The organism is Paraburkholderia sp. SECH4, assembly GCF_030511745.1.
Classification (GTDB): Bacteria; Pseudomonadota; Gammaproteobacteria; order Burkholderiales; family Burkholderiaceae; genus Paraburkholderia; species Paraburkholderia madseniana.
This window is the reverse complement of the sequence record NZ_JALOCP010000019.1, coordinates 120,236-144,841: the sequence shown is the minus strand read 5'-3', so window position 1 is coordinate 144,841 and position 24,606 is coordinate 120,236. Positions and strand designations below refer to the sequence as shown.

At 62.4% G+C, this 24,606-nt stretch carries 21 protein-coding genes and 3 pseudogenes; 6 read left to right on the top strand and 18 right to left on the bottom strand.

The features are described from left to right. The first annotated feature begins 9 nt into the window (after positions 1–9). On the top strand, positions 10–777 hold the full coding sequence (locus M0D67_RS24400; RefSeq protein WP_266239966.1) for a DUF2968 domain-containing protein: 768 nt from the start codon (positions 10–12) through the stop codon (positions 775–777). A 140-nt stretch (positions 778–917) separates the two neighbouring features. On the opposite strand, the gene M0D67_RS24395 is transcribed toward M0D67_RS24400, so the two are convergent. From M0D67_RS24395 to M0D67_RS24365, 7 genes are all read right to left on the bottom strand, one after another. Then, positions 918–1,235, bottom strand: a complete 318-nt coding sequence (locus M0D67_RS24395; RefSeq protein ID WP_154565713.1) for a DUF4148 domain-containing protein — start codon at positions 1,233–1,235, stop codon at positions 918–920. Positions 1,236–1,500: 265 nt separating this feature from the next. Next, on the bottom strand, positions 1,501–2,910 hold the full coding sequence (gndA, locus tag M0D67_RS24390; protein ID WP_266239963.1) for an NADP-dependent phosphogluconate dehydrogenase: 1,410 nt from the start codon (positions 2,908–2,910) through the stop codon (positions 1,501–1,503). Positions 2,911–3,127: 217 nt separating this feature from the next. Continuing rightward, on the bottom strand, positions 3,128–3,778 hold the full coding sequence (locus M0D67_RS24385; protein WP_266239961.1) for a DUF938 domain-containing protein: 651 nt from the start codon (positions 3,776–3,778) through the stop codon (positions 3,128–3,130). Positions 3,779–3,790: 12 nt separating this feature from the next. Beyond that, a complete protein-coding gene (locus M0D67_RS24380; RefSeq protein WP_266239959.1) occupies positions 3,791–4,396 on the bottom strand; it encodes a pyridoxamine 5'-phosphate oxidase family protein in 606 nt (201 codons plus the stop codon). A 112-nt stretch (positions 4,397–4,508) separates the two neighbouring features. Beyond that, entirely contained in the window at positions 4,509–5,378 is an 870-nt protein-coding gene (locus tag M0D67_RS24375) for an NAD-dependent protein deacetylase (RefSeq protein ID WP_266239957.1), read from the bottom strand. Between the two features lie 50 nt (positions 5,379–5,428). Further along, on the bottom strand, positions 5,429–5,659 hold the full coding sequence (locus M0D67_RS24370; protein WP_266239955.1) for an oxidoreductase-like domain-containing protein: 231 nt from the start codon (positions 5,657–5,659) through the stop codon (positions 5,429–5,431). Positions 5,660–5,733: 74 nt separating this feature from the next. Next, complete coding sequence (locus M0D67_RS24365) at positions 5,734–6,498, bottom strand: SDR family oxidoreductase (protein WP_266239953.1); 765 nt, start codon at positions 6,496–6,498, stop codon at positions 5,734–5,736. 238 nt (positions 6,499–6,736) lie between these two features. On the opposite strand from M0D67_RS24365, the gene M0D67_RS24360 reads away from it, so the two are divergent. Next, complete coding sequence (locus M0D67_RS24360; protein ID WP_266239951.1) at positions 6,737–7,594, top strand: polysaccharide deacetylase family protein; 858 nt, start codon at positions 6,737–6,739, stop codon at positions 7,592–7,594. A 99-nt stretch (positions 7,595–7,693) separates the two neighbouring features. On the opposite strand, the gene M0D67_RS24355 is transcribed toward M0D67_RS24360, so the two are convergent. Both M0D67_RS24355 and M0D67_RS24350 read right to left on the bottom strand, forming a co-directional pair. Then, positions 7,694–9,106 (bottom strand): DUF2252 domain-containing protein, encoded by a 1,413-nt coding sequence (locus M0D67_RS24355; protein ID WP_266239949.1) that lies wholly within the window; start codon positions 9,104–9,106, stop codon positions 7,694–7,696. A 74-nt stretch (positions 9,107–9,180) separates the two neighbouring features. Further along, complete coding sequence (locus M0D67_RS24350; RefSeq protein ID WP_266239947.1) at positions 9,181–10,194, bottom strand: hypothetical protein; 1,014 nt, start codon at positions 10,192–10,194, stop codon at positions 9,181–9,183. Positions 10,195–10,474: 280 nt separating this feature from the next. On the opposite strand from M0D67_RS24350, the pseudogene M0D67_RS24345 reads away from it, so the two are divergent. Further along, positions 10,475–11,153: pseudogene (locus M0D67_RS24345) on the top strand (OmpA family protein); the annotation flags it as partial. 478 nt (positions 11,154–11,631) lie between these two features. Here the strand turns inward: M0D67_RS24345 and mctP are convergent. After that, complete coding sequence (gene mctP / locus M0D67_RS24340) at positions 11,632–13,104, bottom strand: monocarboxylate uptake permease MctP (protein WP_266239945.1); 1,473 nt, start codon at positions 13,102–13,104, stop codon at positions 11,632–11,634. Beyond that, positions 13,101–13,298, bottom strand: a complete 198-nt coding sequence (locus M0D67_RS24335) for a DUF3311 domain-containing protein (protein ID WP_093634922.1) — start codon at positions 13,296–13,298, stop codon at positions 13,101–13,103. Before M0D67_RS24335 ends, mctP begins: the two co-directional genes overlap by 4 nt. A 153-nt stretch (positions 13,299–13,451) precedes the next feature. Between M0D67_RS24335 and M0D67_RS24330 the strand changes: the two genes are divergently transcribed. The 3 genes from M0D67_RS24330 to M0D67_RS24320 all read left to right on the top strand — a co-directional run bounded on the left by M0D67_RS24330 (position 13,452) and on the right by M0D67_RS24320 (position 16,146). Continuing rightward, positions 13,452–14,867, top strand: coding sequence for a cache domain-containing protein (locus M0D67_RS24330; protein ID WP_266239944.1), 1,416 nt, complete (start codon positions 13,452–13,454; stop codon positions 14,865–14,867). Next, positions 14,864–15,511 carry a response regulator transcription factor gene (locus tag M0D67_RS24325; protein WP_171928246.1) on the top strand — a complete coding sequence of 216 codons (648 nt, stop codon included), beginning with the start codon at positions 14,864–14,866 and terminating at the stop codon, positions 15,509–15,511. Before M0D67_RS24330 ends, M0D67_RS24325 begins: the two co-directional genes overlap by 4 nt. A gap of 92 nt (positions 15,512–15,603) precedes the next feature. Continuing rightward, entirely contained in the window at positions 15,604–16,146 is a 543-nt protein-coding gene (locus M0D67_RS24320; RefSeq protein WP_266239943.1) for a hypothetical protein, read from the top strand. Positions 16,147–16,170: 24 nt separating this feature from the next. Here the strand turns inward: M0D67_RS24320 and M0D67_RS24315 are convergent, their stop codons facing one another. The 7 genes and pseudogenes from M0D67_RS24315 to M0D67_RS24285 all read right to left on the bottom strand — a co-directional run. Beyond that, positions 16,171–17,409, bottom strand: coding sequence for an HlyD family efflux transporter periplasmic adaptor subunit (locus M0D67_RS24315; RefSeq protein ID WP_266239942.1), 1,239 nt, complete (start codon positions 17,407–17,409; stop codon positions 16,171–16,173). Then, positions 17,410–18,954, bottom strand: a complete 1,545-nt coding sequence (locus tag M0D67_RS24310; protein ID WP_266239941.1) for an efflux transporter outer membrane subunit — start codon at positions 18,952–18,954, stop codon at positions 17,410–17,412. Positions 18,955–19,106: 152 nt separating this feature from the next. Next, positions 19,107–19,985 (bottom strand): annotated as a pseudogene (locus M0D67_RS24305) (glycosyltransferase family 2 protein); the annotation flags it as partial. A gap of 10 nt (positions 19,986–19,995) precedes the next feature. Beyond that, the gene (locus M0D67_RS24300) at positions 19,996–21,507 is read right to left on the bottom strand and encodes a DHA2 family efflux MFS transporter permease subunit (protein ID WP_266240001.1); all 1,512 of its coding nucleotides are present in this window, start codon (positions 21,505–21,507) and stop codon (positions 19,996–19,998) included. Positions 21,508–21,599: 92 nt separating this feature from the next. Beyond that, complete coding sequence (locus M0D67_RS24295) at positions 21,600–22,925, bottom strand: glycosyltransferase (protein ID WP_266239940.1); 1,326 nt, start codon at positions 22,923–22,925, stop codon at positions 21,600–21,602. 9 nt (positions 22,926–22,934) lie between these two features. After that, complete coding sequence (locus M0D67_RS24290) at positions 22,935–23,504, bottom strand: isoprenylcysteine carboxylmethyltransferase family protein (protein WP_266239939.1); 570 nt, start codon at positions 23,502–23,504, stop codon at positions 22,935–22,937. 140 nt (positions 23,505–23,644) lie between these two features. Continuing rightward, positions 23,645–24,481: pseudogene (locus tag M0D67_RS24285) on the bottom strand (alpha/beta fold hydrolase); the annotation flags it as partial. Positions 24,482–24,606: the final 125 nt, after the last annotated feature.

Sequence of the window (24,606 nt, the reverse complement as noted above, 5' to 3'; positions counted from 1 at the left end):
GGAACCGCCGTGAAAAGTCTCCTGAATCGCCGCAGCGTGCTGGCAGGCCCATCGCATCTCGTGCCGGTCGCTCGAGAGAACGCCGCCGATCCCGTAACGCCCGACGACAGCGAGGAGGCGGCGCTGGCCGCGGCGGCCGGCGTCGCGTCCGCTGTCGCTGCCGCTGGTGCACCTGCCGCCCCAACCGCCGAGCCGGCGCGGCCGGTGACGACGTTACGGCCGGTGCCGGTGGTGCCTTCGCAGGTTAGCGCGCGCGGTGTGCAGATGGCCGACACGGCCGAAATCGAATGGCTCGCCGAAGAAGAAGCGCTGACGCCATTCCGCGTGTTCCGCAGCTTTGCCTATTCGGTCAGCCTGCTGTTTCACGCAAAGGAGTTGGCGTACTACGTCGCGCTGTATCAGGACGGCTCGCTGTGGCGAGCGCTGAAAGCCGCCGACCTTGAAGCCGCGGAAGCCGCCTTCCATCACTTCGAGGAACAGGCGACGCGGCTCTCGGACGGCGAAACACGCCGCGCGCAACTCGAGGCGCAAAACGAACAGCTTGCTCGCATGATCGCGCGCTCCGAGGCGCAGGCCGAACGGCTGCGCACAGACCTGCAACGGCGTGGCGCGCAGGAACAGATCGTGTCGAACCGGCAGCATCAGGTGCGCAAGGAGGTGTCTCAACTGGAAGCGCAACGCGTCGCCGCGCAGGCGCATCTGAACAAGGCGCATCGGCAGATTCACCAGCTCAATCTGACCAGCAACGAAGGGATTCCGCATTTGCCGAACCGTTGAAGCGCGCCTTCAAATCGATCTGACGGCCAGGCTATAGGCTCGGCCATAAACGACAAAACGCCGCCCGGCAATCCGGTCGGCGTTTTTTTTCATTACCCGCCGCCTGTCAGCCAGGCGGCGTTCACATCAGCTTCGGCGAATTAGTTGCCGAAGTAGACCGAGTTACGGTCGTTGCCGGTCACCGGACGGCCAGCTTGCGACGTGCCAGCGATCGGTGCGCCGTAGCCGCTGTTCACAGCTTGAGCGGTGCCGTTCTGTGCATCGACGCGGGCTTGCGCAGCTTGCAGGTTAGCCGGGTAGTCGACATGATCGCCGATCGGGTTGTAACCGGCCTTTTCCAGTTGCACCAGTTGAGCGCGCACTTCAGCGCGGGTAAGCGGCTGGTTCGATTGAGCAAACGAAGCAACAGGAGCGACCAGAGCGGCAGCGACGACAACAGCAGAGATAAGCGTCTTCATGATGTAAACCTCCAGAACTTGTATTTAATGCGCGTTGGGCTCGTTGTCCCGTAGCGCTTAAGTAGAAGTTTAGGAGCGTCGACATCTAGGGGAAACCCCTGAAACGATGAAACTCTATTCCAAAATTCGCAATAGTAGACGGTCCGGCGTCCTGCCACGCTATCCGTCCGATAGCTATCAGCAATAATTGCCCATCTCGATTTCAATCGCTAGCGTGGCCCGGCGCGCCTTGCAGCAAGCGCGCGCCGGGCCACGATTCAAACGATCAGCTCCAGTTCGCGTGGAAGCTGCCCGGCTTGTCGATACGCTCGAACGTATGCGCGCCGAAGAAATCGCGTTGAGCCTGCACCAGGTTCGCCGGCAGGCGTTCCGACCGATACGCGTCGAAATAGGCGACGGCCGACGCGAATGCCGGCACCGGCACGCCCGCATTGATGGCAGCAATCACAACTTCGCGCAACGCCGACTGATAGTTCTTCGCGATGTCGCGGAAGTACGGATCGAGTAGCAGATTGGCGATTGCCTTGTCTTTCGTGTAGGCGTCGGTGATCTTCTGCAGGAAGCGGGCGCGGATGATACAGCCGGCGCGGAAAATCTTCGCGATTCCGCCGTAGTCCAGATCCCACTTGTACTCTTCCGATGCCGCGCGCAGTTGCGCGAAACCTTGCGCGTACGAAATCACCTTGCTGAAGTACAGCGCACGCCGCACCGATTCGATGAACGCGTCACGCTCGGCACCGAGCGGCCTGGCTGCCGGCCCTTCCAGCACCTTGCTCGCCGCCACGCGCTGAACTTTCAGCGACGACAACACACGCGCGAACACGGCTTCCGTGATCAGTGGCAGCGGTGCGCCGAGGTCGAGCGCGTTCTGGCTGGTCCACTTGCCGGTGCCCTTCTGCGCCGCGCGATCGAGGATCACGTCGACCAGATCCTTGCCGTTTTCCTCGTCTTTCTTCTTGAAGATCTTCGAGGTGATTTCGATCAGGTAGCTGTCGAGCTCGCCCTCGTTCCATTCGGTGTAGACCTTGGCCAGCTCCTCGTTCGACAAACCGACGACCTGCTTGAGCACCGCATAGCTCTCGGCGATCAATTGCATGTCGCCGTATTCGATGCCGTTGTGCACCATTTTCACGAAGTGGCCCGCACCGTCCGGACCCATGTACGCGACGCACGGCTCGCCGTCCGGCGCCTTGGCGGCGATTTCGGTGAGGATCGGCGCGACCAGGTCATAGGCGTCGCGCTGGCCGCCCGGCATGATCGACGGGCCTTTCAATGCGCCCTCTTCGCCGCCCGACACGCCCGTGCCGATGAAATGCAGGCCGGCTTTCGCCAGTTCCTGATTGCGGCGGATGGTGTCGGTGAAATGCGTATTGCCGCCGTCGATCAGGATGTCGCCCTTGTCCAGCAGCGGCTTGAGTTGCGCGATGGTGGCGTCGGTCGGCTCGCCTGCCTTGACCATCAGCAGAATGCGGCGCGGTTTTTCCAGCGACTCCACGAAGTCTTCCAGCGTGAAGGCCGGCACCAGCTTCTTGTCCGGATATTCGGCGATGAGTTCGTCGGTTTTCTCGCGGCTACGGTTGTACACCGACACCGCGTGGCCGCGGCTTTCGATGTTGAGCGCCAGATTGCGGCCCATGACCGCTAGCCCCACCACGCCGATTGCCTGTTTGCCCATGTGAATTCTCCAGAGTCCGATAAATGTCGAGACGCCGCGCCGGAAAGAACGTCGGCGGGACGTCGAGGGTGAAAGGATAAAAGAAATGCCGGCTTGCCGCTCGCTGGCGCGCATTGACACTCAACGAGTGGGCTTTCCACTGTATGCGGGCCTCACGAGATACTTTATGCGGCGCCCTGTGATGCGCTTTATGACGCACCGCACTACGCAACGTCCGTCAGACCCGCGCCACGTCCACGCGTTTCCTGAAAACCAGACTGAAATTGTTGGCCGGCATCGCGATCGGCTCGTCGCACACGAGCCCGACCGATGCGCCCAACGCTACCACCGCTTCCATGTCGCGCACGCCCCACGCGGGGTCGCGGCTGCGCAATTGCTGATCGAACGCATCGTTGCTCGGCGAGGTTTGCGCGCCACCACGTTTGTAAGGGCCGTACAGATACAGTACACCGCCGTCGACCAATCGGCGGCTCGCGCCGGCGAATAGCGCTTCTGTCGCGCTCCACGGCGAGATGTGAATCATGTTGATACAGACCACGGCGTCGAACTGATCGAGCTTGTCCAGCGTTTGCGCGCCCCACTCCGGCTGATGCACATCGAGCGCGAGCGGTGCGCGCACGTTCGCCAGCCCTGCGTGCGCGACCCACGCGGCAATCGACGCACGCGCATCCGCATCCAGATCGCTCGGTTGCCAGTCAAGCCCAGGCAATGCGCCGGCAAAGAAGACCGCGTGCTGGCCCGTGCCGCTCGCGATTTCCAGCACGCGGCCGGTGGGCGGCAGCACGTCACGCAATACGGCAAGGATCGGTTCGCGATTGCGTTCGGCGGAGGGCGAGTGTTGCCGCAACGCCCGATGGGAATCAGTCATGTTCACGCTGTTTCAGTACAGGGCCGTGCGCACGCGTTCGGCGAGCTCACGGTCGTAGGTCGCGGCATCGAAACTCGCGCCGTTGATGCGCCGGTGGATCTCGCCGGCACTCGGCAGGCGCGAACGTTCGACGTGACGCGCGGGATCCCACAGTTTCGAGCGCACCAGCGCCTTCGAGCAATGAAAGTACACCGCGTCGACGTCGATCAGCAGCACGGTGCGCGGCAGTTTACCTTCGACGGCGAAACTGTCCAGCAATTCCGGATCGTTGGAAATGCGGCCGCGGCCATTCACGCGCAAACTTTCGCCGACGCCCGGAATGATGAACAGCAGCGCCAGATGCGGCTCAACGATGATATTGCGCAGACTGTCGACGCGATTGTTGCCGATGCGGTCCGGCAGCGCGAGCGTGCGTTCGTTGATCACGCGTACAAAGCCCGGCGCGTCGCCGCGCGGCGAACAGTCGAGGCCTTCCGGACCGGCAGTGGCGAGCACGACGAAGGGCGCGACTTCGATGAACGCGCGATAGTCTTCGTTGACATAGGGAATTTCTTTCTTCACTGCGCGTTCGTGGGGCTGACCGTAGATTGCTTCGAGCTGTTCGATCGTCGTCAACATCGGCGTTCCTTTTGCTGGACGGTTGCTTTTCGTGAGAGCGGCGCTGCGTGGGATTGGGATTATCGACGATTTATGCGGGCCGCGCGCTGATCGGAAGGCTCGGGCGGGCCGCTCAATCCAGTGCCAGACGGCCCGCCAGCGCGGTCAGCGTGTCGGCACAGGGCGCGGCGATTTTCAGCGACAGCAGCGGATCGGCGCGCGTGCGCCCCAGATTGATCGCGACGATCGGCTTGCCCTGCTTCTGCGCCCACACGCAGAAGCGGTAGCCCGAATAGACCATCAGCGACGAGCCGACCACCAGCACTGCGTCCGCCGCGTCGAGCGCATGCGACGCCGCTTCGACACGCTCGCGCGGCACGCTTTCGCCGAAGAACACCACCGCGGGCTTCAATAAACCGCCGCAGTTCGTGCACGCCGGAATGCGAAAAGCGTCGAGATCGTGCCACTCCAGATGCGCGTCGCCGTCGGCCGCGGTTTCGGCGGTGACGCTCAGCAACGCGGGATTGTCGGCTTCCAGCGTGCGCTGGATCGACGCGCGTGAATGCTGCATGCCGCAGTCCAGACACGTCACGCCGTCGATGCCGCCATGCAGTTCGATCACCTCGCGGCTGCCCGCCCGCTGATGCAAACCGTCGACGTTCTGCGTAACGAGCGTCGGCACATGGCCCGCGGCCTCGAGCCGGGCCAATGCCGTATGCGCGGCATTCGGCTGCGCGTCGGCCACCACCGGCCAGCCCACCATGCTGCGTGCCCAATAGCGCCGGCGCATCGCGGCGGTGCCGAGAAATTCCTGCAGCGTGATCGGCGGCGAACGTTTCCACTCGCCGTTGTCGTCGCGATAGCCTGGAATGCCGGAGTCAGTGCTGATGCCCGCGCCGGTCAGCACGAACAGACGCGGATAACGCTGCACGAAGGTATGCAGGTCGTCCAGCGTGTGCGTTTCGTTGAAGGGTTCGAGGGGTGCGGACTGAAGGTCGGTCATGACGGGGACGGGGTATGGCTGCGGCCTTGGCGTAAAACCTGAAACACCGTTTAGCGGCGCGTACGCGGTTTGCTCGGCCGTGCGTGCACCGTTCGTACCTTTTGCACCTTCAGTGCCGTCTGCCGCGCTTGCCATTCGGCGAGCGCCGACTGATAGCGCTCGAGTGCATCATCGTAGAGATCGAAGACACACGGATTGCAGCCACTATGACAACAATCGTCGAGGTCGGGCTGCGCGGGCGGCACCGGCTGCGGGTCGTCCTTGGGTGTGGCGCGGGGCACGGCGAATCGCTTTTTCCAGAAGGCGGGAAGCGCCCAGTATAAGTTGATCTTCCGCGATGCGTGCGGCGCCCCGCTCAGCCCCGCCCGACGAACGGCATCTTGCTTGCCATGATGGTCATGAACTGCACATTCACTGACAACGGCAATTCGGCCATATGCAGCACCGCGTCGGCGACGTGCTGCACGTCCATCAACGGCTCGACCGCGATTTCGCCGTTCGCCTGCGGCACGCCGCGCGCCATCCGCTCGGCCATTTCTGTCGCCGCATTGCCGATGTCGATCTGCCCGCACACGATGTCGTATTTGCGGCCGTCGAGCGAAACCGCTTTCGTGATGCCGGTAATCGCGTGCTTGGTCGCCGTGTAGGCGATGCTGTTCGGCCGCGGCGCATGCGCGGAAATCGAGCCATTGTTGACAATGCGGCCGCCCCGCGGCGTCTGCGTTTTCATCAGACCGAAGGCGGCACGTGTGCAAAGAAACACGCCCGTGAGATTGGTGTCGACCACCGAGCGCCATTCGTCGACATCGAGCTCATCGATATCCACCGGCGAGCCGTTGCGGCCCGCGTTGTTGAACAGTACGTCGAGGCGGCCGCGCCGCGAGCGGATCGTGTCGAACAGCGCGGCGACGCTGTCGGCATCCGTCACGTCGCAGGCCACGGCAAGCGCGTCGCCGCCCAGTTGCTGCGCTTCTTCGACCACGGCGTCGAGCGGCGCCTGGCGACGGCCGGCGAGTACGACGCTATAACCGTGTTCCAGCATCTTGAGCGCGCAGGCCCGGCCGATGCCGCTGCCCGCGCCCGTCACCAGCGCGACTTTCTTGATTCCCGTTCCTGTCACAGCACCTCTCCTGCTCCGTTTCTTGGGCCTTAGCACCATACAACAGCGGATCGCCCATCACAAATGCAACGGCGCGGCCGTCGCGAAGCATGGCGTCTTTCAGCATTCTTTCATTACTTATCGTTACCTTCCGCAACAGCGTCGCATTGCGCATCAATGGTATCGTTGGCTGTTGCGCGTCACGCGCGCGATTCAGGGCCTTCCCAGGACGGAGGAAGGAAGACAGGAAGCACGCTTTATGAACGAACTTTTCACGCCGCAGCAACGCAACGAGGCTCCGCCGCAGCGCCGCTGGCCGCGCACCGGCTATCCTGCGATGCTCGCGGCCACCGCCGCATGGCACGTATTCGTACTGGCGGGCTGGCTGCTGGCACCCGCCGCATGGCCGTGGTGGCTCGCCGCGATCTTCGTGAATCACGCTATTTTTACCGTGGCCGGCCTTTTGCCGCGCACCTCGCTGCTTGGCCCGAACTGGACGCACCTGCCCGCCGGCGCGCGCAACGCAGACGCGATCGCACTGACCATCGACGACGGCCCCGACCCGGTCGTCACCCCGCAAGTGCTGGATCTGCTCGACGCTTTCAAGGTGCGCGCCACCTTCTTCTGTATCGGCGCGAAAGCGCAACGCTACCCGGAACTCGCACGCGAGATCGTCGCACGCGGCCATGCGCTGGAAAACCATTCGCAGGTTCACGTCCACACGTTTTCGATCACGTTTCCGGGCGCGCTCACCCGCGAGATCGGCGCGGCGCAGCGCACCTTCGAGGCATTGAGCGGCGAGCGGCCGATGTTCTTCCGCGCCCCGGCGGGGTTGCGCAACATCTTTCTCGAGCCCGTGCTGCGCAAACTCGATTTGCGGCTCGCGGCGTGGACACGGCGCGGCTACGACACGCGCGAGCGCGATCCCCACGTGGTCGCGCACCGGCTACTCCGCGGCCTGGCGCCGCGCGACATCCTGCTGCTGCACGATGGCAATGCCGCGCTCACCATCGAGGGCAAACCGCTGATACTCGCCGTCCTGCCGCGCGTGATCGACGCGGCGCGCAGCCAGCACCTGCGCTTCGTTACGCTGCGTGAAGCACGCATCGACGACTGAACTGTGAGCAATCTTTCCGCGTGGTTCGGCCACCGGCACGCGGCGAGCCACGCAAACATTGCTTACGCGGCTCAAGCACTGCTCAGGCGCGATTGACTGTTACACGCGGAAATCCGCCGCCATGTCTTCGTCCGTGCGCGCCTCGAGCTCGCCGCTGCGGCAGGCCTTCAGGAACACGTCGTAATCACGCTCCACCTGGTCAGCGTAGCTGGCGGCATAAGCCGCGAGCGACTCCGCAAACTGGTCGCTACGGCCGATATACGCGCTGACTTCGATCGCCTGGCCACTCGCCTTGGCATGCGCGCGCGCCATGATCCAGCCGCAGAGTTTCGCGTACCCCTCCAGCAGGTCGGTGTCGAACAGTTCGATGTTCGCCGACAGCTTCATGTCGCGCAGTTGCCGGAAGTAGAAATGGCGCCCTAACGGCCCGTTCGCCCAGCCGAGAAAGATGTCGCTCGCGGCCTGCAACATGCGCTGCCCTTGCACGACGCGTTCGCCCTCGTGCTTGACGGGAGGCGACTTGTAGTACTGGGCGACCACCGACGGCCGCGCCTCCTTGAGCTGCAGAAACAATGGCTTGCCCATGTGATCCACGTTCAGCACGACCATGCAGCGCGTGCCGACGCTGCCGACGCCCACCACTTTGAATACGATGTCCTGCACGGTGAAATGGCTGAGCAACTCGCGCCGGTCATGCGACATCGTCTTCAGGTACTCGCCCCACATGCGTTCGAGCATCTTGCGCCAGTTGTGGCCCTTGAATGCCTCGGTTTCTTCAGGCGTGAACAGCGTGTTCGCGCCTAGCACGTGGAACAGCGCCGGCGGCGCATCGCGGATCGTCCAGCGGTCGCTGTCGTGCTCGGCCATTTTCTCCAGCAGATTTTCGTGGGTGCGGCTCGCGGCCTTTTCCATGCCGCGCCGCACGATACGGCGGCGCTCGGGGGTCAGCGCGGTTTCCGCCATGCGGTCGAAGGTGATGCGGTCGTACCAGAGTTCGAGCGCGCCGCATTGCGCGTATTGCGCCATGCGGTCGCGGTATTCGGTGACGGCGGTCATCACCAGATTCTCCGCTGCTCCACGACTCAAACGCATATGACGTGCAGCGACCACGAGGCTTGCGGTCAAACGTTTCAGGTCCCATTCGAAGGGACCTGTGGCGACTTCGTCGAAGTCGTTCAGATCGAACACGAGTTGACGCTCCGGTGTCGCGAACCCGCCGAAATTCATCAGATGGCCGTCGCCGCAAATCGGCATGGTGAGGCCGGTATCGGGGACACGGCTCAGGTCGTGCGCCTGAATGATCGCGGTGCCGCGAAAGAAGGTGAACGGCGACACCGACATACGCCCGTAGCGCAGCGGCACGAGCCTTTCGACTCGCCCCTCGCTGCTTTGCTTGAGCAATTCGATCGGGTTGCGATGCAACTCGCCTACCGCGCGATGGCTCGAACGCTTCGAGTGCTCACGGGCGGCACGGCCACGGGCCTCCCGTTCGGCGATGGTGCTGGCTTTCATGCTCTTCTCCGGTTTTTTTGTGTGAATCTTTACTATCGGTTCTAGAAGACTGCTTCTGCTGGCACGGTGAGCCATCACCAACGGTAGCCCACACCGCCGAAAATCACATCCGAGTCGCGATCATAGCGTGTCACGACACGATTCCATTCGATCCGCGCATTCCAGTGATCGGTCAGGCGATACGAGCCGGCGATCGTGACGAGGCCGGAAAACTTCCCGGCGCCCGGCCCTGGCGTGAGGCTGTTCTCGTTTTCGTTGATCGCATAGTAGGTGCCGACGCCGAGCCCGAGCGATACCTTATCGTTGAGGAAGGCACGCGTCGCCCACAGTTGGCTGGTCAAGCCGTCGCGGCGCGCCACCTTGCTGCTGCCCTCGTGAAGATAGCCAACCGTCACATCGAGGTATTTCGCGAGGCCGCGACGGTACTCGATCGCGCCGCCAAGTGCAGTCGGCGAGCTGGTCGAATTGATGATCGTCTCGCCGAGGTACACCGCCACTTCGTTGTTGGTGACCTTGTGCGTACTGCCGCTCGCCCAGTCGCGTGGACCGGGTGTGCCCGGGGCATCGAGCTGATAGCCGACGCCGAACATCACGCTGGTCGCATCCGGCCCGCGCTGCACATGCACGCGATTCAACTGCAGTTGCGTGATCCACCGGCTCGACGCGTAGTACGCCGCGCGCACGCTATACACGACGCCCCAGCCGTGAGTGTCCGAATAGCTCCCGCCTTGCACGGCCGTGGTGGTGTCGAAGTAACGGTATGGACCGACGCCCACCTGCAGGACGAACTGCGGGCTCCCGACGGGAATACGGCCCCATAGCTGGATCATCTGGCCGTCGCGATGATGATTGGGAATGTGCCCTTCATTCAGCCACGTGAAGCTCGCGGCGAAGTATTGCCCGAGCCCTTCCTGATAGTCGATTGCCCAGGTGTAGGTGTTCGTGCTGCCCGCGCGCGAGCCGCCGCCGAATAGGGAAAACTCCTGGGCGTGAGCCGCGTTGGACGCGAATAGGAGCCCGAGACCGGCAAGGCAGGAGGCCGCTTTGGTTGCCAGCTTGATGTTCTCGGCAGAATTCAGATTCCACATGCTTTTCGCATCTCCGGATGGGCCGCTGTCGCTGCCGGCATTCGTGAGCCGACGAGAAGCCGCGTGGCGCGCTTTGAGCGCCGGGACCGGCTGTCGTTACAAACTGTTTGCCATGCTAGCAGACCGCCCGGTAAAAATGCCACACCACGCGTTTTGGATAACCCGATCATGCAGCCACATCCTTACTCATCCGATCCGTAAATCGCCACTATTGGTTGCGACCACAACGACTGGTCGCAACACGACGGACAAAATTACCGGAAGTCGATTCGAACGATTACCCGGCGACGGCAAGAAGAGCCAGACCGAACCGACGCCGCCGACCACGGTCCCACCGATCGTAGCGCCCTCGGACGCGGCACGGCTTCAGCAGTTGAAAGAGAGGCTCACCGCCTTGATCGAGCAGAGCCCAGCGTTGAGGGCATTCAAGGATCAGATCCGCATTTCGATCACGAACGAAGGTCTGCGCATCGAGATTGTCGATTCGCAGAATCGTCCGATGTTTCCGTCCGGCAGTTCGAAGTTGCAGCCTTACGCCGTGACGATCCTGACGCAGATCGGCGCCGCGCTCAACGACGTGGAGAACCGCATTTCGATAGCCGGCCATACCGACGCGGTGCCATACACGGCCGGGCCCGAGGGCTACTCGAACTGGGAACTATCGTCCGACCGGGCCAACGCCGCGCGCCGCGCGCCGCGCGTTGGTCGTCGGCGGCATGCGCGGCGAGAAGCTGCTGCAGGTGCGCGGACTCGCCGATGTATTGCCGCTGAACAGCAACGTCGCCGACGAACCGACCAATCGACGGATCAGTATCCTCGTGCTGAATAAGGCCGCGGAACTCGCGTTCTTCCACGACGGCGGCCGCACGGCAATTGATGAAACGTCACCGGCGAGTTCAGCTATTCCCGAGGTAGTGAACCGTTTTCAGCCGGTCAGTGTTTCGCGTAGCACGCCGTAGAATTTTCTATGTCGACGTGCTTGGCGTCAGACACGTTGTCGTCAATTCCACCCTGGTGTTTGGCGGATTTTTGATGTTGATGGCGGTATTCGTGGGGATTAATTTCCGGCGGAGACGCTGATAAAAATCACGCCGTTGCATCGCCATCGCACCTCGACGGAGCTAGGCTCCAGATGACCAATGGTTTTCGAAGTACTCTTCGGCGAGCGCAGCGCCGCCGGAAGTATGACGCCCTTGTCACAAGCGCATGCAGGTGCACGCACACGGATTCCAGATGCACCACTACCCTGTGTAAACTATGGACCCCGCCTAGCAGGAGTGGTTTGAGCCGCTTTCTTTTGCCTACTTTTCTTTGCGGCATGCAAAGAAAAGTAGGTGCCGCCCCGCACAGGGGCAACGCTAATAGACCACTAACAAAACAAGGAAAGGCCAACGCCGCCGGAGCAATCACCCCAGCAGCGCCAGCCAAACAAAAACATCAAACCGCCGCCACAACCCTCCGCGGCGACAAAACCGACACAACAAAACTAACAACAACATTAGCAGCGAGCGCAATCAACCCAATATAAACCGGATAGACAGCATCCCCAACATGCAAGGCAAACACCGGCTTTAGCCCTTGAGAAACAGCAAGCCCAGTCCCAAGCACAATCCCGACCAACCACCCAAGAAACAACCCCGCCGTATTCAACCGCCGCGTATACAAAGAAAACACAATAGCCGGAAAGATCTGCAAAATCCAAACCCCACCCAGCAACTGCAAATCAATCGCATACTGCGTCGGCAGGAACACAATAAACAACAGCGCCCCAAACTTCACAACCAGCGAAACGATCTTCGCAGTAGAAGCCTCCGCCTCAGGCGTAATACCCGGCGAAACAAGAGGACGCCACAAATTCCGCGTGAACAGATTAGCCGCACCAATCGACATGATCGCGGCGGGCACCAACGCGCTAATCGCAATAGCCGCAGCCGCAAAGCCAACGAACCACGACGGGAACAACGTGTTAAACAGCGCCGGCACCATATCGGACGCCGACTTCACATGCACACCGGCCGCAATCGCCATATACCCGAGCAACGCAATCAACCCCAGCAACAGCGTATACGCCGGCAGGAAAATCGCATTCTTGCGTACGGTATTAGCCGACGAGGACGACAACACCGCCGTCATCGTATGCGGATACATGAACGCCGCCAGTGCCGAACCCAAAGCCAGCGATGCATAAGCAGTGAACTGAGCCGGCTTCAGAATGATCCCGGTTGCGCCGCCCTTGGCCTTGAAATACGTATCGGCCGCATCGAACACATGCGCATAGCCGCCGAGCTTCGCCGGAATCAGCCAAATCGCCGCGATAACGACGATATAGATCATGATGTCCTTGACGAACGCGATCATCGCCGGTGCCCGCAAGCCGCTTGCGTACGTGTAAAGCGCAAGAATCACGAAGGCGACGATCAGCGGCATCTCGCCCGTCACACCTAGCCCTTTGATCACGACCTGCATGCCCACCAGTTGCAGCGCGATATATGGCATCGTCGCGACAATGCCGGTCAATGCAACCGCAGCCGGGAACCACTTGCCACCGTATTCGCTCTGCACATAATCCGCTGCCGTGATGTGATCCTTCGCCTTCGCGATCTTCCACAGCTTCGGCATCACCGCGAACACGAACGGATAGACGATGATCGTGTACGGCAGCGCAAAGAAGCCATACGCGCCCACCGAATACACCAGCGCGGGCACCGCGATCACCGTATAAGCGGTATAGAAGTCGCCGCCGACGAGGAACCACGAAATCACCGTGCCGAATTGGCGGCCACCCAGGCCCCACTCATGCAATTGCGTCAGATCGCCCCGCTTCCAGCGCGCGGCAAAAAAACCGATCACAGTGACGAGAACAAAGAACGCGATAAAGACGGTCATCGCGACCGGGTTGACATCGCTCATTTGACACCTCGGTACACGACGTAAATCAGTAGCGAGGTCAACGGAACCCACAAGAACTGATACCAGTAGAAGAACGGAAAGCCGGCGAACGAGGGCCGCGTGTCGTTATAGAACGGCAACCACAGCAACGCGATGTACGGGATCAGCAGGATTAGCCATAGCCATGAACGGCCGGCAGATTGGGAGGTCTCCACAAACTTCTCCTAGGTCTATTATTGAAATCGCGCTCCGGAAGGCGCGGTGCGTCGTGGGGATGTAGTATTCGCCTTCGTGAGCGCTCTCACAAGCGCGCAACTACGTAAGCCGGCTACGTAATACTACGTAGCCCGTCGGCCGTCCTGTCTACGATGAAACTCAAAGCAAAGATTGTCCTGCTGGCGATCGTGCCCTTTCTGGCGGCCATCGCCAGCATTGAAATTGGCGTGCGCCAGGAAGCCACGGCGCTCGCCGACACGCAGCACGCGACCACCCAGGCCGCGTACCTGGCCAGCAAGGAAGTCGAGCTCAAACACTACGTCGAGCTCGCGACCACGGCGATCGCCCCGCTCTACAACGCCGGCCAGGACAACGCCCGCGACGACGCAATGCTGCGCACCCGCGCGCTCGACATCCTCGAGAAAATGGATTTCGGCAAGGACGGCTACTTCTTCGTCTACGACATGCACGGCCGTTCGCTGATGCATCCGCGCGAACCCGATCTCGTCGGACGCGACCTCTGGGAGCTGCGCGATCCGCAAGGCAAGCTGACGATCCAGCAATTGCTCGCCGCGGCCACGCGCGGCGGCGGCTATGTGCGCTACGTGTGGCATCGTCCGTCGACGGGCAAGCTCGCGTCGAAACTGGGTTACGTGGTGCCGCTCGAACGCTGGGGCTGGATGATCGGCACCGGCATCTATCTCGACGATGTCGACGCCACGCTCGCGGCCATCGATCAGCGCGCGGCGGCCAACATCGATCGCACGATGCAGTGGATCGATGCCATCGCACTCGCCGGGCTCGCCGTGATCGCATTGTGTGCGCTGGTACTCAACGTCACCGAATACCGCAGCGCCGATGCAAAACTGAAGCGGCTCGCGCAGCAGGTGGTCGACTCGCAGGAAAACGAACGGGCGCGCCTGTCGCGTGAATTGCACGACGGCATCAGTCAAATGATGGTTTCCGTGAAGTTGCTGCTCGAATCGGCGTTGGCGCGCTTCGAACGCAGCGATGTACGCGTGCCTGCGGCGGAAGCCGCGCTATCGACCAGCGTGGCGCGCATCGGCGATACCTTGCGTGAAGTGCGCCGCATTTCCCACGCGCTGCGTCCGTCGATGCTCGATGACCTCGGCGTAGCGGCCGCGCTGGAGCAGCTCACGCGCGAGTTGAGCGACGAATCCGGCATCAAGATCGGCTTCACGCAGATCGCCCACACTCATGTAGCGGCTTTGCCGGAAGCCGTGAATACGGTCCTGTTCCGTATCGCCCAGGAAGCGCTGACGAACATCGTACGGCACGCACAGGCGTCCAGCGCGGCGCTTTCGCTGGAAGTATCGAGCGACGCCGTCACGCTGACGATTTCGGACAACGGGCGCGGTTTCGATGTGGCGCACGCACTCGTCAGTCCACGCGCGGGCGTGGGTCTGCGCAATATGCGCGAGCGGCTGGACGTACTGGGCGGCAAGCTGTCGCTCAGTTCGCAAGCCGGTCATACGATCGTAACCGCGCGCGTGCCGGTCGTTGCGTCTGGGCTTCAATCGCCGGCCTTGCAGGAAACCTCACTATGAACGACATGTCACTTGCCATCGCACGTCTGATTCTGATCGACGACCATCCGCTGGTACGCGACGGCTTGCGCGCCCGGCTCGAAGCCGTGCGCAACATCGAAATCGTCGGCGAAGCGGGCAATGCGCAGGAAGCACTCGCACTCGCCGCCAGCCAGGAACCTCATCTGGTGCTGATGGATGTTGGCATGAACGGAATGAACGGCATCGCGTTGGCCGGCATGTTTCATGAGCGCTTCCCGGCGATACGCGTGCTGATGCTCTCCATGCACGACAACCTCGAGTACGTGACCCAGGCGGTGCGCGCAGGGGCCAGCGGTTATGTGCTCAAGGACTCGCCCGCCACCGAAATCATTCAGGCGATTGGCGCGGTGCTGGAAGGCAAAACGTTTTTCAGCGCGGGGCTGGGCGCGCGGTTGATCCAGGCATCGGCGACGCAGTCGCCCATTGAAAGGCTCACACCGCGCGAGCGCGATATTCTCGATGCGCTCGCGGAAGGTCTCTCGAGCAAGCAGATCGCTCAACGCAACGACCTCTCGGTGCGCACGGTGGAAACGCATCGGCTGAACCTGAAGCGCAAACTCGATATCGAAGGCCAGGCCGAGTTGATCAAGTTCGCCGTTGAAAATCGTCGCAAGAGTCAGTGATGCCCTGAGCCGCTGCATAATCTCGACTGGGTAGTCGAGAATCAAAACCGTCGGTCCGTCTGCCCCACGCTCAAATCCCGGAGCCCAAGACGATGAAGCGCCTGATCCAACAGCACCTGGCGAGTCTGCTGATCTGCATGGCCGCGACGCATGCCCAGGCGCAAGCGCAACGCGTCAATCGCGGCCACGATCCATTCTTTCAGATATCCAAAGCGATCGACAAATGCCCGGTTCCCTTAGGTCCACTCGAGACCGAGCAGGAATGGCTCGACGACAGTCATTACCGGATCGAGCGCGGCAATAGCTGCTGGGTGGAGGGCCGTTGCCGTCTGTCGAACGCGTATCTCTACGACGTGGAAATCGCGGACGCCGTCCAGCGGCGTCTCACCAACATCAATTACGCCACTCACTGGCGCGAACAGTCGACGCTGTGGCTCACGCTGCAACGTCGTTTCATCTACGTGCAAGGCTGCGTCGCACCAGGCTTCGACAAACAGACGTTCCTCGCGGAACTCGCGAAAACGGCGGACGTCGATCGCGTGATCGACGACACTACAACCAACCCGCACGCAGCGTCGCTACCCTATAAAACGCTGGCAGATCCTGACAAGCCCGTGATCGATCCGGGCAACTAGCCACAGTAGCGCAGCGGCGGCAATCTAGTCAGCAGCACCCCCACGGTCACTATTGTCCCGAATGATTTGCGCGATCAGCACGTCCGCATCGCGCGAGACGTTATCGTGAACGCGGGTACTCTGTGTGGCCGCCGGCGTATCGTTGCCGATCAGATGACCGCTGCGCACATGCGTATCCACCGACACCTGCATCGACAGGCCGAGCCGCAGCGGATGCGCCGCGAGTTCGGCCGCGTCGAGCGAAATCACGATCGGCACGCGCTGCACGACCTTGATCCAGTTACCGGCAGCGTTCTGCGAGGGCAGCATCGAAAACGCACTGCCTGTGCCTGCCGAAAAACCCTCCACGTGCCCCTGATACACCACTTGCGAGCCGTACACGTCCGACACGATACGTACCGGCTGCCCCACGCGCATGCTGCGAATCTGGCCTTCCTTGAAATTCGCCTCGACCCACAGACGCTCAAGCGGAATGATCGACATGAGTGCGAGCCCCGGCCCGACCTGCTGGCCGATCTGCACCGAACGCTGTCCGACCGTGCCGTCGACGGGAGAAACGACGGTGGTGCGCTGCAGATTACGGTAAGCGAGCCGCAATTGCGCCGCGGCTTGCAGAACCGGCGGGCTGGCTTCGACCGGGAATTTCCCGCCGAGCGCGCGGGCGGCATCGAGCTGGACTTGCGCCGAGGCGAGATTCGCTTGCGCGACTGCGACCGCTTCGCGAGCACGCGCCAATTCTTCCGGCGACACGACTTCCACTGACGCATGATCGCGCGCCGCCAGTGCACGTTGCGCCAACGCGAGTTCGGCGCGGCGCGCCTCGATTGACTGGACATAGAGCTTGCGCGAGATCGTCGCGTTCGCCACCTGTCGCACGGCGAGTGTCAGTTGCGCTTTGGCCTGCGCGAACGCGGCGGCTGCCTCGGCATCGTCGAGTTTGACGAGCGGCTGACCGGCACCCACCTGCCGTGTGTTGTCCACCAGAATATCGGTGACCGTGCCGGGTATCTGCGCGGCGATCTGGACGATGTTGCCCGCCACGTAGGCGTCGTCGGTCTCTTCGAAGAAACGCGCGCTTAAGCCCCAATACGTCAGCCACGCCACACCGGCGAGCGCCACCACACCGAAGAAAACGGCAAAACGGCGCCGGCGCGCCGCCCGTTTCGAATCATGCGCGTCGCTCGTTACGCCCGCCGCGTTTGCCGGGTTTGCCTGCTCCTCGGTCCAGCTCGCGGCATGTTGTGCCTGTTTATCGTTGTGCATTCAATCGAAGTGCGTATCCGTGATGCGTGCGTGGGAGGGAAAGGTGGTCTGATAGTGAGAAATCGGTGCGCCCGCCACCTTGCGTACGTCGAAGCCACCACCGAGCGCGCCGACCAGCGCAACCTGCAGCATTCTGCGGCGGCCCTGCAAATCCACCTGCTGCGCGCGTTCGTCGAGCAAAGACAGGTCGGCCAGCGTCACGTCCTTCTGCATGCCGATGCCGCGGCGATGCCGCTCTTCAGCGATCGCGACGATATGCGAGGCCGCTTCCACGGCGCGCGTCTGCTCGGTCGCGAGCGTATCGAACGTGCGCAAGGAAGTCAGTTGACGCGCGACCTCCCCTAGCGCCTCGTCGACGGTCTTGTTGTAGAGGCCGATCGCGGCGTCGACGTTGGCGTAATCGCCGCCTAATTGCGCATGCAACCGGGTCCGGTCGAAAATCGGCAAGGAGATCGCCGGTCCCACCGAGCCGGTCAACGCCGCGCGCGAGAAAAGCGCGCCGGGCGTCAATGCTGTCAGTCCGGCAAAGGCCACCAGATTCACGTCCGGATAGAACTGCGCCCGCGTGGCGTCGGTGTTGGCGAGCGCCGCTTCAGCCCGCAAACGCGCCGCCACGATGTCAGGCCGACGGCCCAACAGATCGACCGGCAATTGCGCAGGCATCGGCGCATCGGCCGCCGCGGCCAGTTGCGGACGATGCAGCGACAAACCCCGCTCCGCGCCGCGCCCCGTCAACACGCCGATCTGCAATTCGGTCAGTTTGATGCGCTCGTCGTTGAGCGCCTGCTGGGAGGCGAGCCGGCTTCGCTTGAGTGTGGCGTCGGCCGAGTCGTACGCGTTATCGATGCCACGCGCGCCACGCTCGCGCAAGACCGCATCGACCCTGTCCGCGGCCTGCTGCTTTTGCAGCAAAATGTCCTGCATCGCAAAGGCGCGGTCGAGCTCGCAGTAGAGCGTCACGAGCGCGACCGTCAGCGTGAGCCGCGCCTGCTCCGCATCGACTCGTGCGGCATCGCGCGTGGACAGCAGGCTGCCGGTCAGCGCGGCATTTTTGCCCCACAGGTCGAGCTGGTAGCTCAAGCCCGCGAATAACGCAGCCGGCGACACCACCGGATCATTGAACAACTGCACCGGAATCTGTTGGCCGCCGACGGATACGTTGGCCACATCGTTCGGCTGCGGTAAGCGGGCTTTACTCACCGTCGCGCCAGCCGTGCCGGTGAGGCCGGTGAGCGATGCAAACTGCTCGAGTTGTGCCTGCGCGGCACCCACTCTCGCTTTGGCAATCTGCAGGTCGGGATTGTTTTGCAAGGCTTCGGCGGTCAGCTCATCCAGTTGCGGATCGCGGTAGCGCTTGACCCAATCGGGCGCGGGCCATGCACCGTTCGCGCCTGGCCCGATGGTCTGCGAAAGTGCATCGGCGGATGGCTTGATCGGTTTGACGTTGGCTTGCAGACCCGCATCGCTCACGCAACCGGTCAGCGCCGCTGCAATCAGCAGCAGCGGCAGCAGCAACGGCAAGGTGCGTGTCATAGGGAATTGCATAGACCGTCTCATGAGTGCCGGGTAAGAGGCATTGCACGTTCTCCTGCTACCGGCGTATTCATCTCGCCAAAGCTCGCCGAGTTAGCCGCATTAACCGCATTCGTGGTCCTGGCCACTTTGGACGCAAATCGCGGACGGGTCCTCTCAAGCGGCCCCATTCGTCCGAAGAACCCATCGAATAGACCCAGCGCAATCGCGTTGAGCTTGGCCAGCTTGTCTTTTTCAAGCAGCGCAATCTGCACGATTTGCCAGAGCGTCAGCACGTTCGGCACGATTGCGACCGGCAGACGCATTCCATATTGCAGCGCAAGCTGCATCGCGTTTCGCGCGCTGTAATAGCGGCGGAAACCGGGGTGATTCATCGTCGTCAATTCCAGAGAACCCAGTTTGTGGCGGCGCCGTGAGCCGATCCGATGCAGCAGCACGAGCGACGGCACCACGTACACGGGCACATTACGCAGCAATGCACGCAAGCAGTATTCGGTATCGACGTGGTCGATAAAGAGCGCTTCGTCAAATCGGCCGAGCCGCGCGAGCGCCTCGCGTGAAATGACACAGCCGGACGAAATCAGAAACGCGCAGCGCTGCATCGCAGCATCGGCGTGTATCGACAGCCTCTCTACCGCCAAACCGCTCGTCGCGAGTTCGGGCAGGAAGCGTTGATCGTTTTCATCGAAGATACGCGGGCCCGCTAAAAATGCCCGGCCACTCATCGACGTGCACCGGTCGCGCATCACGGCGAAGTAAGCCTCCGGCGCCTCGGAATCCTGGTCAAACAGCGCGACCGCATCCGCGCCTGCGTCGAACAGCGCGTTCAAGCCGCAATTGAAGGCGCCGGCAATGCCGTTGCGGTTGCCGTGATGCAGCAACGCGACGCCAGCCTCGCCCAGCATCATCGCGGCGCGCGCGTCCGGCAACGGCGAGTTGTCGACCACCAACAAGCGGTCGCACGCCGAACGCATCGCCACCGCGCGCGCGAGCTGCGCTTCACTCGGATGAAACAGGATGATCAATGCGCCCAGGATCGTCATTCGAAGTTCCTCAGTGACCTAAAGCCATCGCCGCGCCGCGCTTGGGACGCGTGAGCCACATCATGACGGCGAGCACGAGGCAGGTGATGCTTGCCATGTAGAACATGTCGCCGGTCGCCATCATGTAGGCCTGTTGCTGCACGACGTGATGCAAGGTGGTGAGTTCGCGCGCGCCGTCGATGCCCATGCCGTGCAGACTCTGAACGAAGCGCTGCGTATTGCCGGACGATTTCGTCACCGACTGCGCGACGACGTCATAGTGATACAGCGCACGGTTATCCCATAGCGTGACACTCATCGCCGTGCCGAACGCCGCCGACAGCGTGCGCAAGAAATTCGACAGACTCGAGGCCGCGGCGAGCTTGTCGTCGGATACGCGCGAGAGCGTCGCTGCCGTCAACGGAATGAAGAAGCACGGCAAGCCGATGCCCTGAATCAGACCCGGCGTGATGATCTGCGTGAAAGTCATGGTCAGCGTGAAATGCGCATCCCACCACAGCACGGCCGCGAACACGAGAAAGCCGAAAGTCGCGAGCACGCGCGCGTCGAAACGGGCCGCATAAATGCCGACCAGAATCGAGAACACCAGCGCGAGCACGCCAAGCGGCGCGGTGGCGAGTCCGGCCTGGTACGCGGTGTAGCCCATCACAGCCTGCAACCAGAGCGGAAAGATCACGCCCACCACCGAGAAGCTCATCATGCCCAGCGAAATGATCAGCACGCAGAACGAAAACGTGCGATCACGGAACAGGCTCAGATCGATCACCGGATGCCGTTCGCCCGCCTCCCAGATCAACAGCGACGCGATCGCCAAGCCGGCGATGATCGCCAGCGTCAGGATTAACGGCGAATCGAACCAGCCGCGGTCGTGACCGAGATCCAGCACCGTCTGCAACGAGCCCACGCCGACGACCAGCAAGATAATGCCAGGCAGATCGATCGGCACCGCCTTGCCGACGGGTGCATCGCGGCGCAACAGCGTCATACACACTGCGAACGAGAAGATGCCGATCGGCAGATTGATCAGGAAGATCCACGGCCACGAAAAATTGTCGATGATCCAGCCGCCCACCACCGGACCGAAGATCGGCGCAAGCAGCACCGTCATCGCCCACAGCGCGAGTGCCACGACGCGCTTATCCGGCGGAAAGGTCCGCAGCAGGATCGTTTGGGAAAGCGGCACCATCGGCCCGGAAAAGAGCCCCTGCAATGCCCGGCATACCACCAGAAGATGAAAGTCGCCGGCCACGCCGCATAGCAGCGACGTCAACGTGAAAAGGATCACCGCGCCAAGGAACAGCCGCGTTTCGCCGACCCGCCGCGAGAGCCAGCCCGTCAAGGGCACGGCGATGGCGGCGGCCACGGAGTACGAGCTGATCACCCACGTGCCCTGGCTGTTGGACACGCCGAGGCCGCCGGAAATAGCCGGTACCGCGACGTTGGTTACCGTCGAATCCAGGACTTCGATGAATGTGGCCAGCGACAGCGCGAACGTCAGCAAGGCGAGCCGCGCACCGTGCATGCCGGGTACGCTGCGCTCGCCGGTGGCGCCAGGGCCGACGCCATGCGCCTCGTCAAACGACGCGGCGCGTTTCGGCAATGGCGTGGCGGCGCTCATACGCTATGCCCGCTGTCTGCGAATGCCGGCAAAGACATGCGGCCGACGGTTTGCGCGCGCATGCCGGTCGGCATGAAACCTTCGATATAGCGTGCGGCCGCCTCGCAACCATCCGGCGATGACGCGAGCCGGTCCTGCACGCGTCCGCACTGCGTCGCGATTGACGGGCTGCCGAGCAAATGCCTCAGCGCACGCGCAAGCGCCTGCGGCTCCAGTGGTTTATCGAGCCGAACGCCGCAACCGCTCACGACGACACGCTGCGCGTTATCGAACTGATCGTGCGCGAACGGCGTAACCACTTGCGGAATGCCGGCAGCATACGCAAGCGCCGCCGTGCCGATGCCGCCGTGATGCACCAGCGCCCGGCAGCGCGGCAACAGCTTCTGTAGCGGCACGTAGCGCCGCTTGAGCAGCATGCCCTGTGCGTCTGTCTGCCCGTCCAACGGAGCTTGCGGCGCATCCGGCGTCAAAAGAATCCCGCGCAACCCGCTTTCCGCCAGCGCCGCGCTCACTGCATTCGTATAGCGCGCCTGATCGATCAAGGTCGAACCGGCGGTGAAAACCACCGGCCGCTCGCCCGCGGCGAGAAAGGCGTCGAGTTGCGGATCGGGCGCGTGCACGCCCGTGTCGTTGAACAGCGGAAAACCGCTGAGGCAGCGCGGCGACGGCCAATCCGGTTGAGCTTGCGCGAACCAGTCAGGAAAGAGACACAGCACACCGTCGGTCGAATGCAGCCACTCGCCGAAAATGCGCCGCGCCGGTGCGAGCGCCAGTTCCACGCGCAACGCATTCAATGCGGGGCCGCAGACCTTGTCGAGCGCCTGGCGCTCGATCAGCCGCAGCAGCGCCGTTTTTACAGCCAGCGGCAAGCCACGCGGAATCGTCAGCCGCGGGTGGGTGGGCGGCGCATGCGCGGAGAGCAGTGTCGACGGCGAGACCTGCACCGACACGAACGGCACCCGATACAGCTCCTGCATCAACCGCGCTGAAAAAGCCCACAACGTGCCGACCAGCACAGTGTCGCTATCGGTCAACGCAGCCAGCGTGTCGAAATGCGGTCGCAGCGTCGGCGCAATCACCGCCCACAGCGTGCGGAATGACGTACGCGGATGCCATAGCGCCGGGTTCGCCATCGCCGCTTCATATTCCGCGGCGGTGCCGATCGGCACGAATGTGAAACCCTGGCGCGAGACAGCCTCCGCGAACGGCGGATGCGTGCAGAAGACGATCTCGTGGCCGCGCGCAGCCAACGCCGCGCCGATGCCGAGCAAAGGATGCACGTCTCCCGCCGAGCCGATCGCGGTGATGATGACTTTCGTCATTCAGGTCGCTCAGAAGAGACCGGGAATCAGCGCGGCGACGTCGCGACGATACTGCGAATACGCGCGGCCGAAGTGACCGGTCAGCCAGCTCTCTTCGACCCGGACCTTGTACGCCAGCGAGGCGAAAATCAGCACTAACCCAGCCACGCCACGCCATTGCGCGCCGATCAGCACAGCGCCGAGCAGCGCCAGCAGGCAGCCGGTATAGATCGGATGACGAACCAGTCCATAAGGTCCGCTGCGCACCAGCTCATGCCCTTCCTTCAGTGTGACCGACACGCTCCAGTTAGTGCCGAGATGCAGCCGCGCCCACACGGAAAATGCAAGGCCGGCCAGCAGCACGGCGAGGCCGGCAAACTGCAGCGGCCCGATTGCATGCGGATCGAAGGACAGCGCCGCTGTGTTGAAGTCCGGCAGGACGATCAACGCGCCTCCGCCGATCAACGGAATCGACTGCAACGTGCGCGATAGAGACGCCTCCTTGCGCGCGGTTTCTTTGACCCGGTTCGACGTCGCGATCCAATACAGCAGCCACAGCGTCCACGGTACGACGATAGCGATGCTCTGAGCGATATTCACGGTAGTTCGACCTCTTGGAACGAGTGATCGGCGGAAGCTTGCAACGCGACATTCGCGACGTTCGCGATGGCGGGTTGTTGCACCGGCATGATGGGCGCGCGGGCGGCGAACGTGTCGAAACAGTCGAGCCCACGGCCTGGCGCCTGCGCCCGCGCGGCGCCGAAGTAATCGAAAATGGCCGTCCGAACCTGGCGCAGCGCGGCCCGCCCTTCGAGATCGAGGAAATGCCCGGCCTGCTCGATCGTCAGAAACTCGGCGCGCTTCAGATGCGCGCTAAGCGAGCGGGCGTCTTCCGGTGTGGTGTAGTCGTCGATCTCGCCGTTGAGGAATTTCAGACCGCACTCGATGTTGCGGAACTCGTGCAGATAGTCCTCTGGACGAATGGCCAGAATCTGGTCGACGTGAAAGGCCACCTGGTCCTGCTCATCGCGTGGCAGCGTTGAGAGGTAGCGGTAGTTATAGAGCTTCATGATGCGCGGCAGATGCTGGCCAACGGTATCGTTGAGCAACTGCGCGGCCTTCAGATTTTCGCCGGCGGCGATGTGGTCGCGTGCCGCGGTCACGTACGCGGTCATTGCCGCGTTGAGCCGCGGCGAGAACGACGCAATCACAGCGCGTCGCACGCTGGTGCGCGCCCGCGAGAGCGCCAGCAGCGACGCCACCCCGCCCCACGACACCGACAACAGGAAGCTTGGCTCGAATAAGCCTATTAGATGCAGCAGAATGTCGACTTCATCGTCTTTTGTCAGAACGAAGTCGCACACGTTATGCGCTTTCGATTGACCCGCATAGGGTAAATCGAAACAAATTGGGTTATAGCGTTCGCCGAGGTATTTGATTGTCTGTCCGAACGACGCCGTGGTGGCCAGCGCGCCGTTGATCAGAATGACACTCTCGAAGGCCGGATCGAATACGTGACGTTCAACGTAGACTTTCAGGCCCGCCGGTAGCGGAACAAGGAGTTTTTCGATGGGCATGGCGTATTCGCATGCACTTGCGCAAGGCAAATGCGTACCGATACCGCGCCCGCGCTCGCGGACGCCTTGCGGCCGTACTACCGGGGATCAGGCCCATGCGATTTGCCTTTACGTACATTACGTAC

Coding starts and splice junctions, on each gene's coding strand:
- M0D67_RS24375 (WP_266239957.1), bottom strand. CDS start 5,378: ATGACCGACCTTCAGTCCGCACCCCTCGAACCCTTCAACGAAACGCAC.
- mctP (WP_266239945.1), bottom strand. CDS start 13,104: ATGAGCGATGTCAACCCGGTCGCGATGACCGTCTTTATCGCGTTCTTT.
- M0D67_RS24325 (WP_171928246.1), top strand. CDS start 14,864: ATGAACGACATGTCACTTGCCATCGCACGTCTGATTCTGATCGACGAC.
- M0D67_RS24395 (WP_154565713.1), bottom strand. CDS start 1,235: ATGAAGACGCTTATCTCTGCTGTTGTCGTCGCTGCCGCTCTGGTCGCT.
- M0D67_RS24360 (WP_266239951.1), top strand. CDS start 6,737: ATGAACGAACTTTTCACGCCGCAGCAACGCAACGAGGCTCCGCCGCAG.
- M0D67_RS24350 (WP_266239947.1), bottom strand. CDS start 10,194: ATGTGGAATCTGAATTCTGCCGAGAACATCAAGCTGGCAACCAAAGCG.
- M0D67_RS24310 (WP_266239941.1), bottom strand. CDS start 18,954: ATGCAATTCCCTATGACACGCACCTTGCCGTTGCTGCTGCCGCTGCTG.
- M0D67_RS24385 (WP_266239961.1), bottom strand. CDS start 3,778: ATGACTGATTCCCATCGGGCGTTGCGGCAACACTCGCCCTCCGCCGAA.
- gndA (WP_266239963.1), bottom strand. CDS start 2,910: ATGGGCAAACAGGCAATCGGCGTGGTGGGGCTAGCGGTCATGGGCCGC.
- M0D67_RS24320 (WP_266239943.1), top strand. CDS start 15,604: ATGAAGCGCCTGATCCAACAGCACCTGGCGAGTCTGCTGATCTGCATG.
- M0D67_RS24300 (WP_266240001.1), bottom strand. CDS start 21,507: ATGCACGGTGCGCGGCTCGCCTTGCTGACGTTCGCGCTGTCGCTGGCC.
- M0D67_RS24380 (WP_266239959.1), bottom strand. CDS start 4,396: ATGTTGACGACGATCGAACAGCTCGAAGCAATCTACGGTCAGCCCCAC.
- M0D67_RS24355 (WP_266239949.1), bottom strand. CDS start 9,106: ATGAAAGCCAGCACCATCGCCGAACGGGAGGCCCGTGGCCGTGCCGCC.
- M0D67_RS24315 (WP_266239942.1), bottom strand. CDS start 17,409: ATGCACAACGATAAACAGGCACAACATGCCGCGAGCTGGACCGAGGAG.
- M0D67_RS24295 (WP_266239940.1), bottom strand. CDS start 22,925: ATGACGAAAGTCATCATCACCGCGATCGGCTCGGCGGGAGACGTGCAT.
- M0D67_RS24330 (WP_266239944.1), top strand. CDS start 13,452: ATGAAACTCAAAGCAAAGATTGTCCTGCTGGCGATCGTGCCCTTTCTG.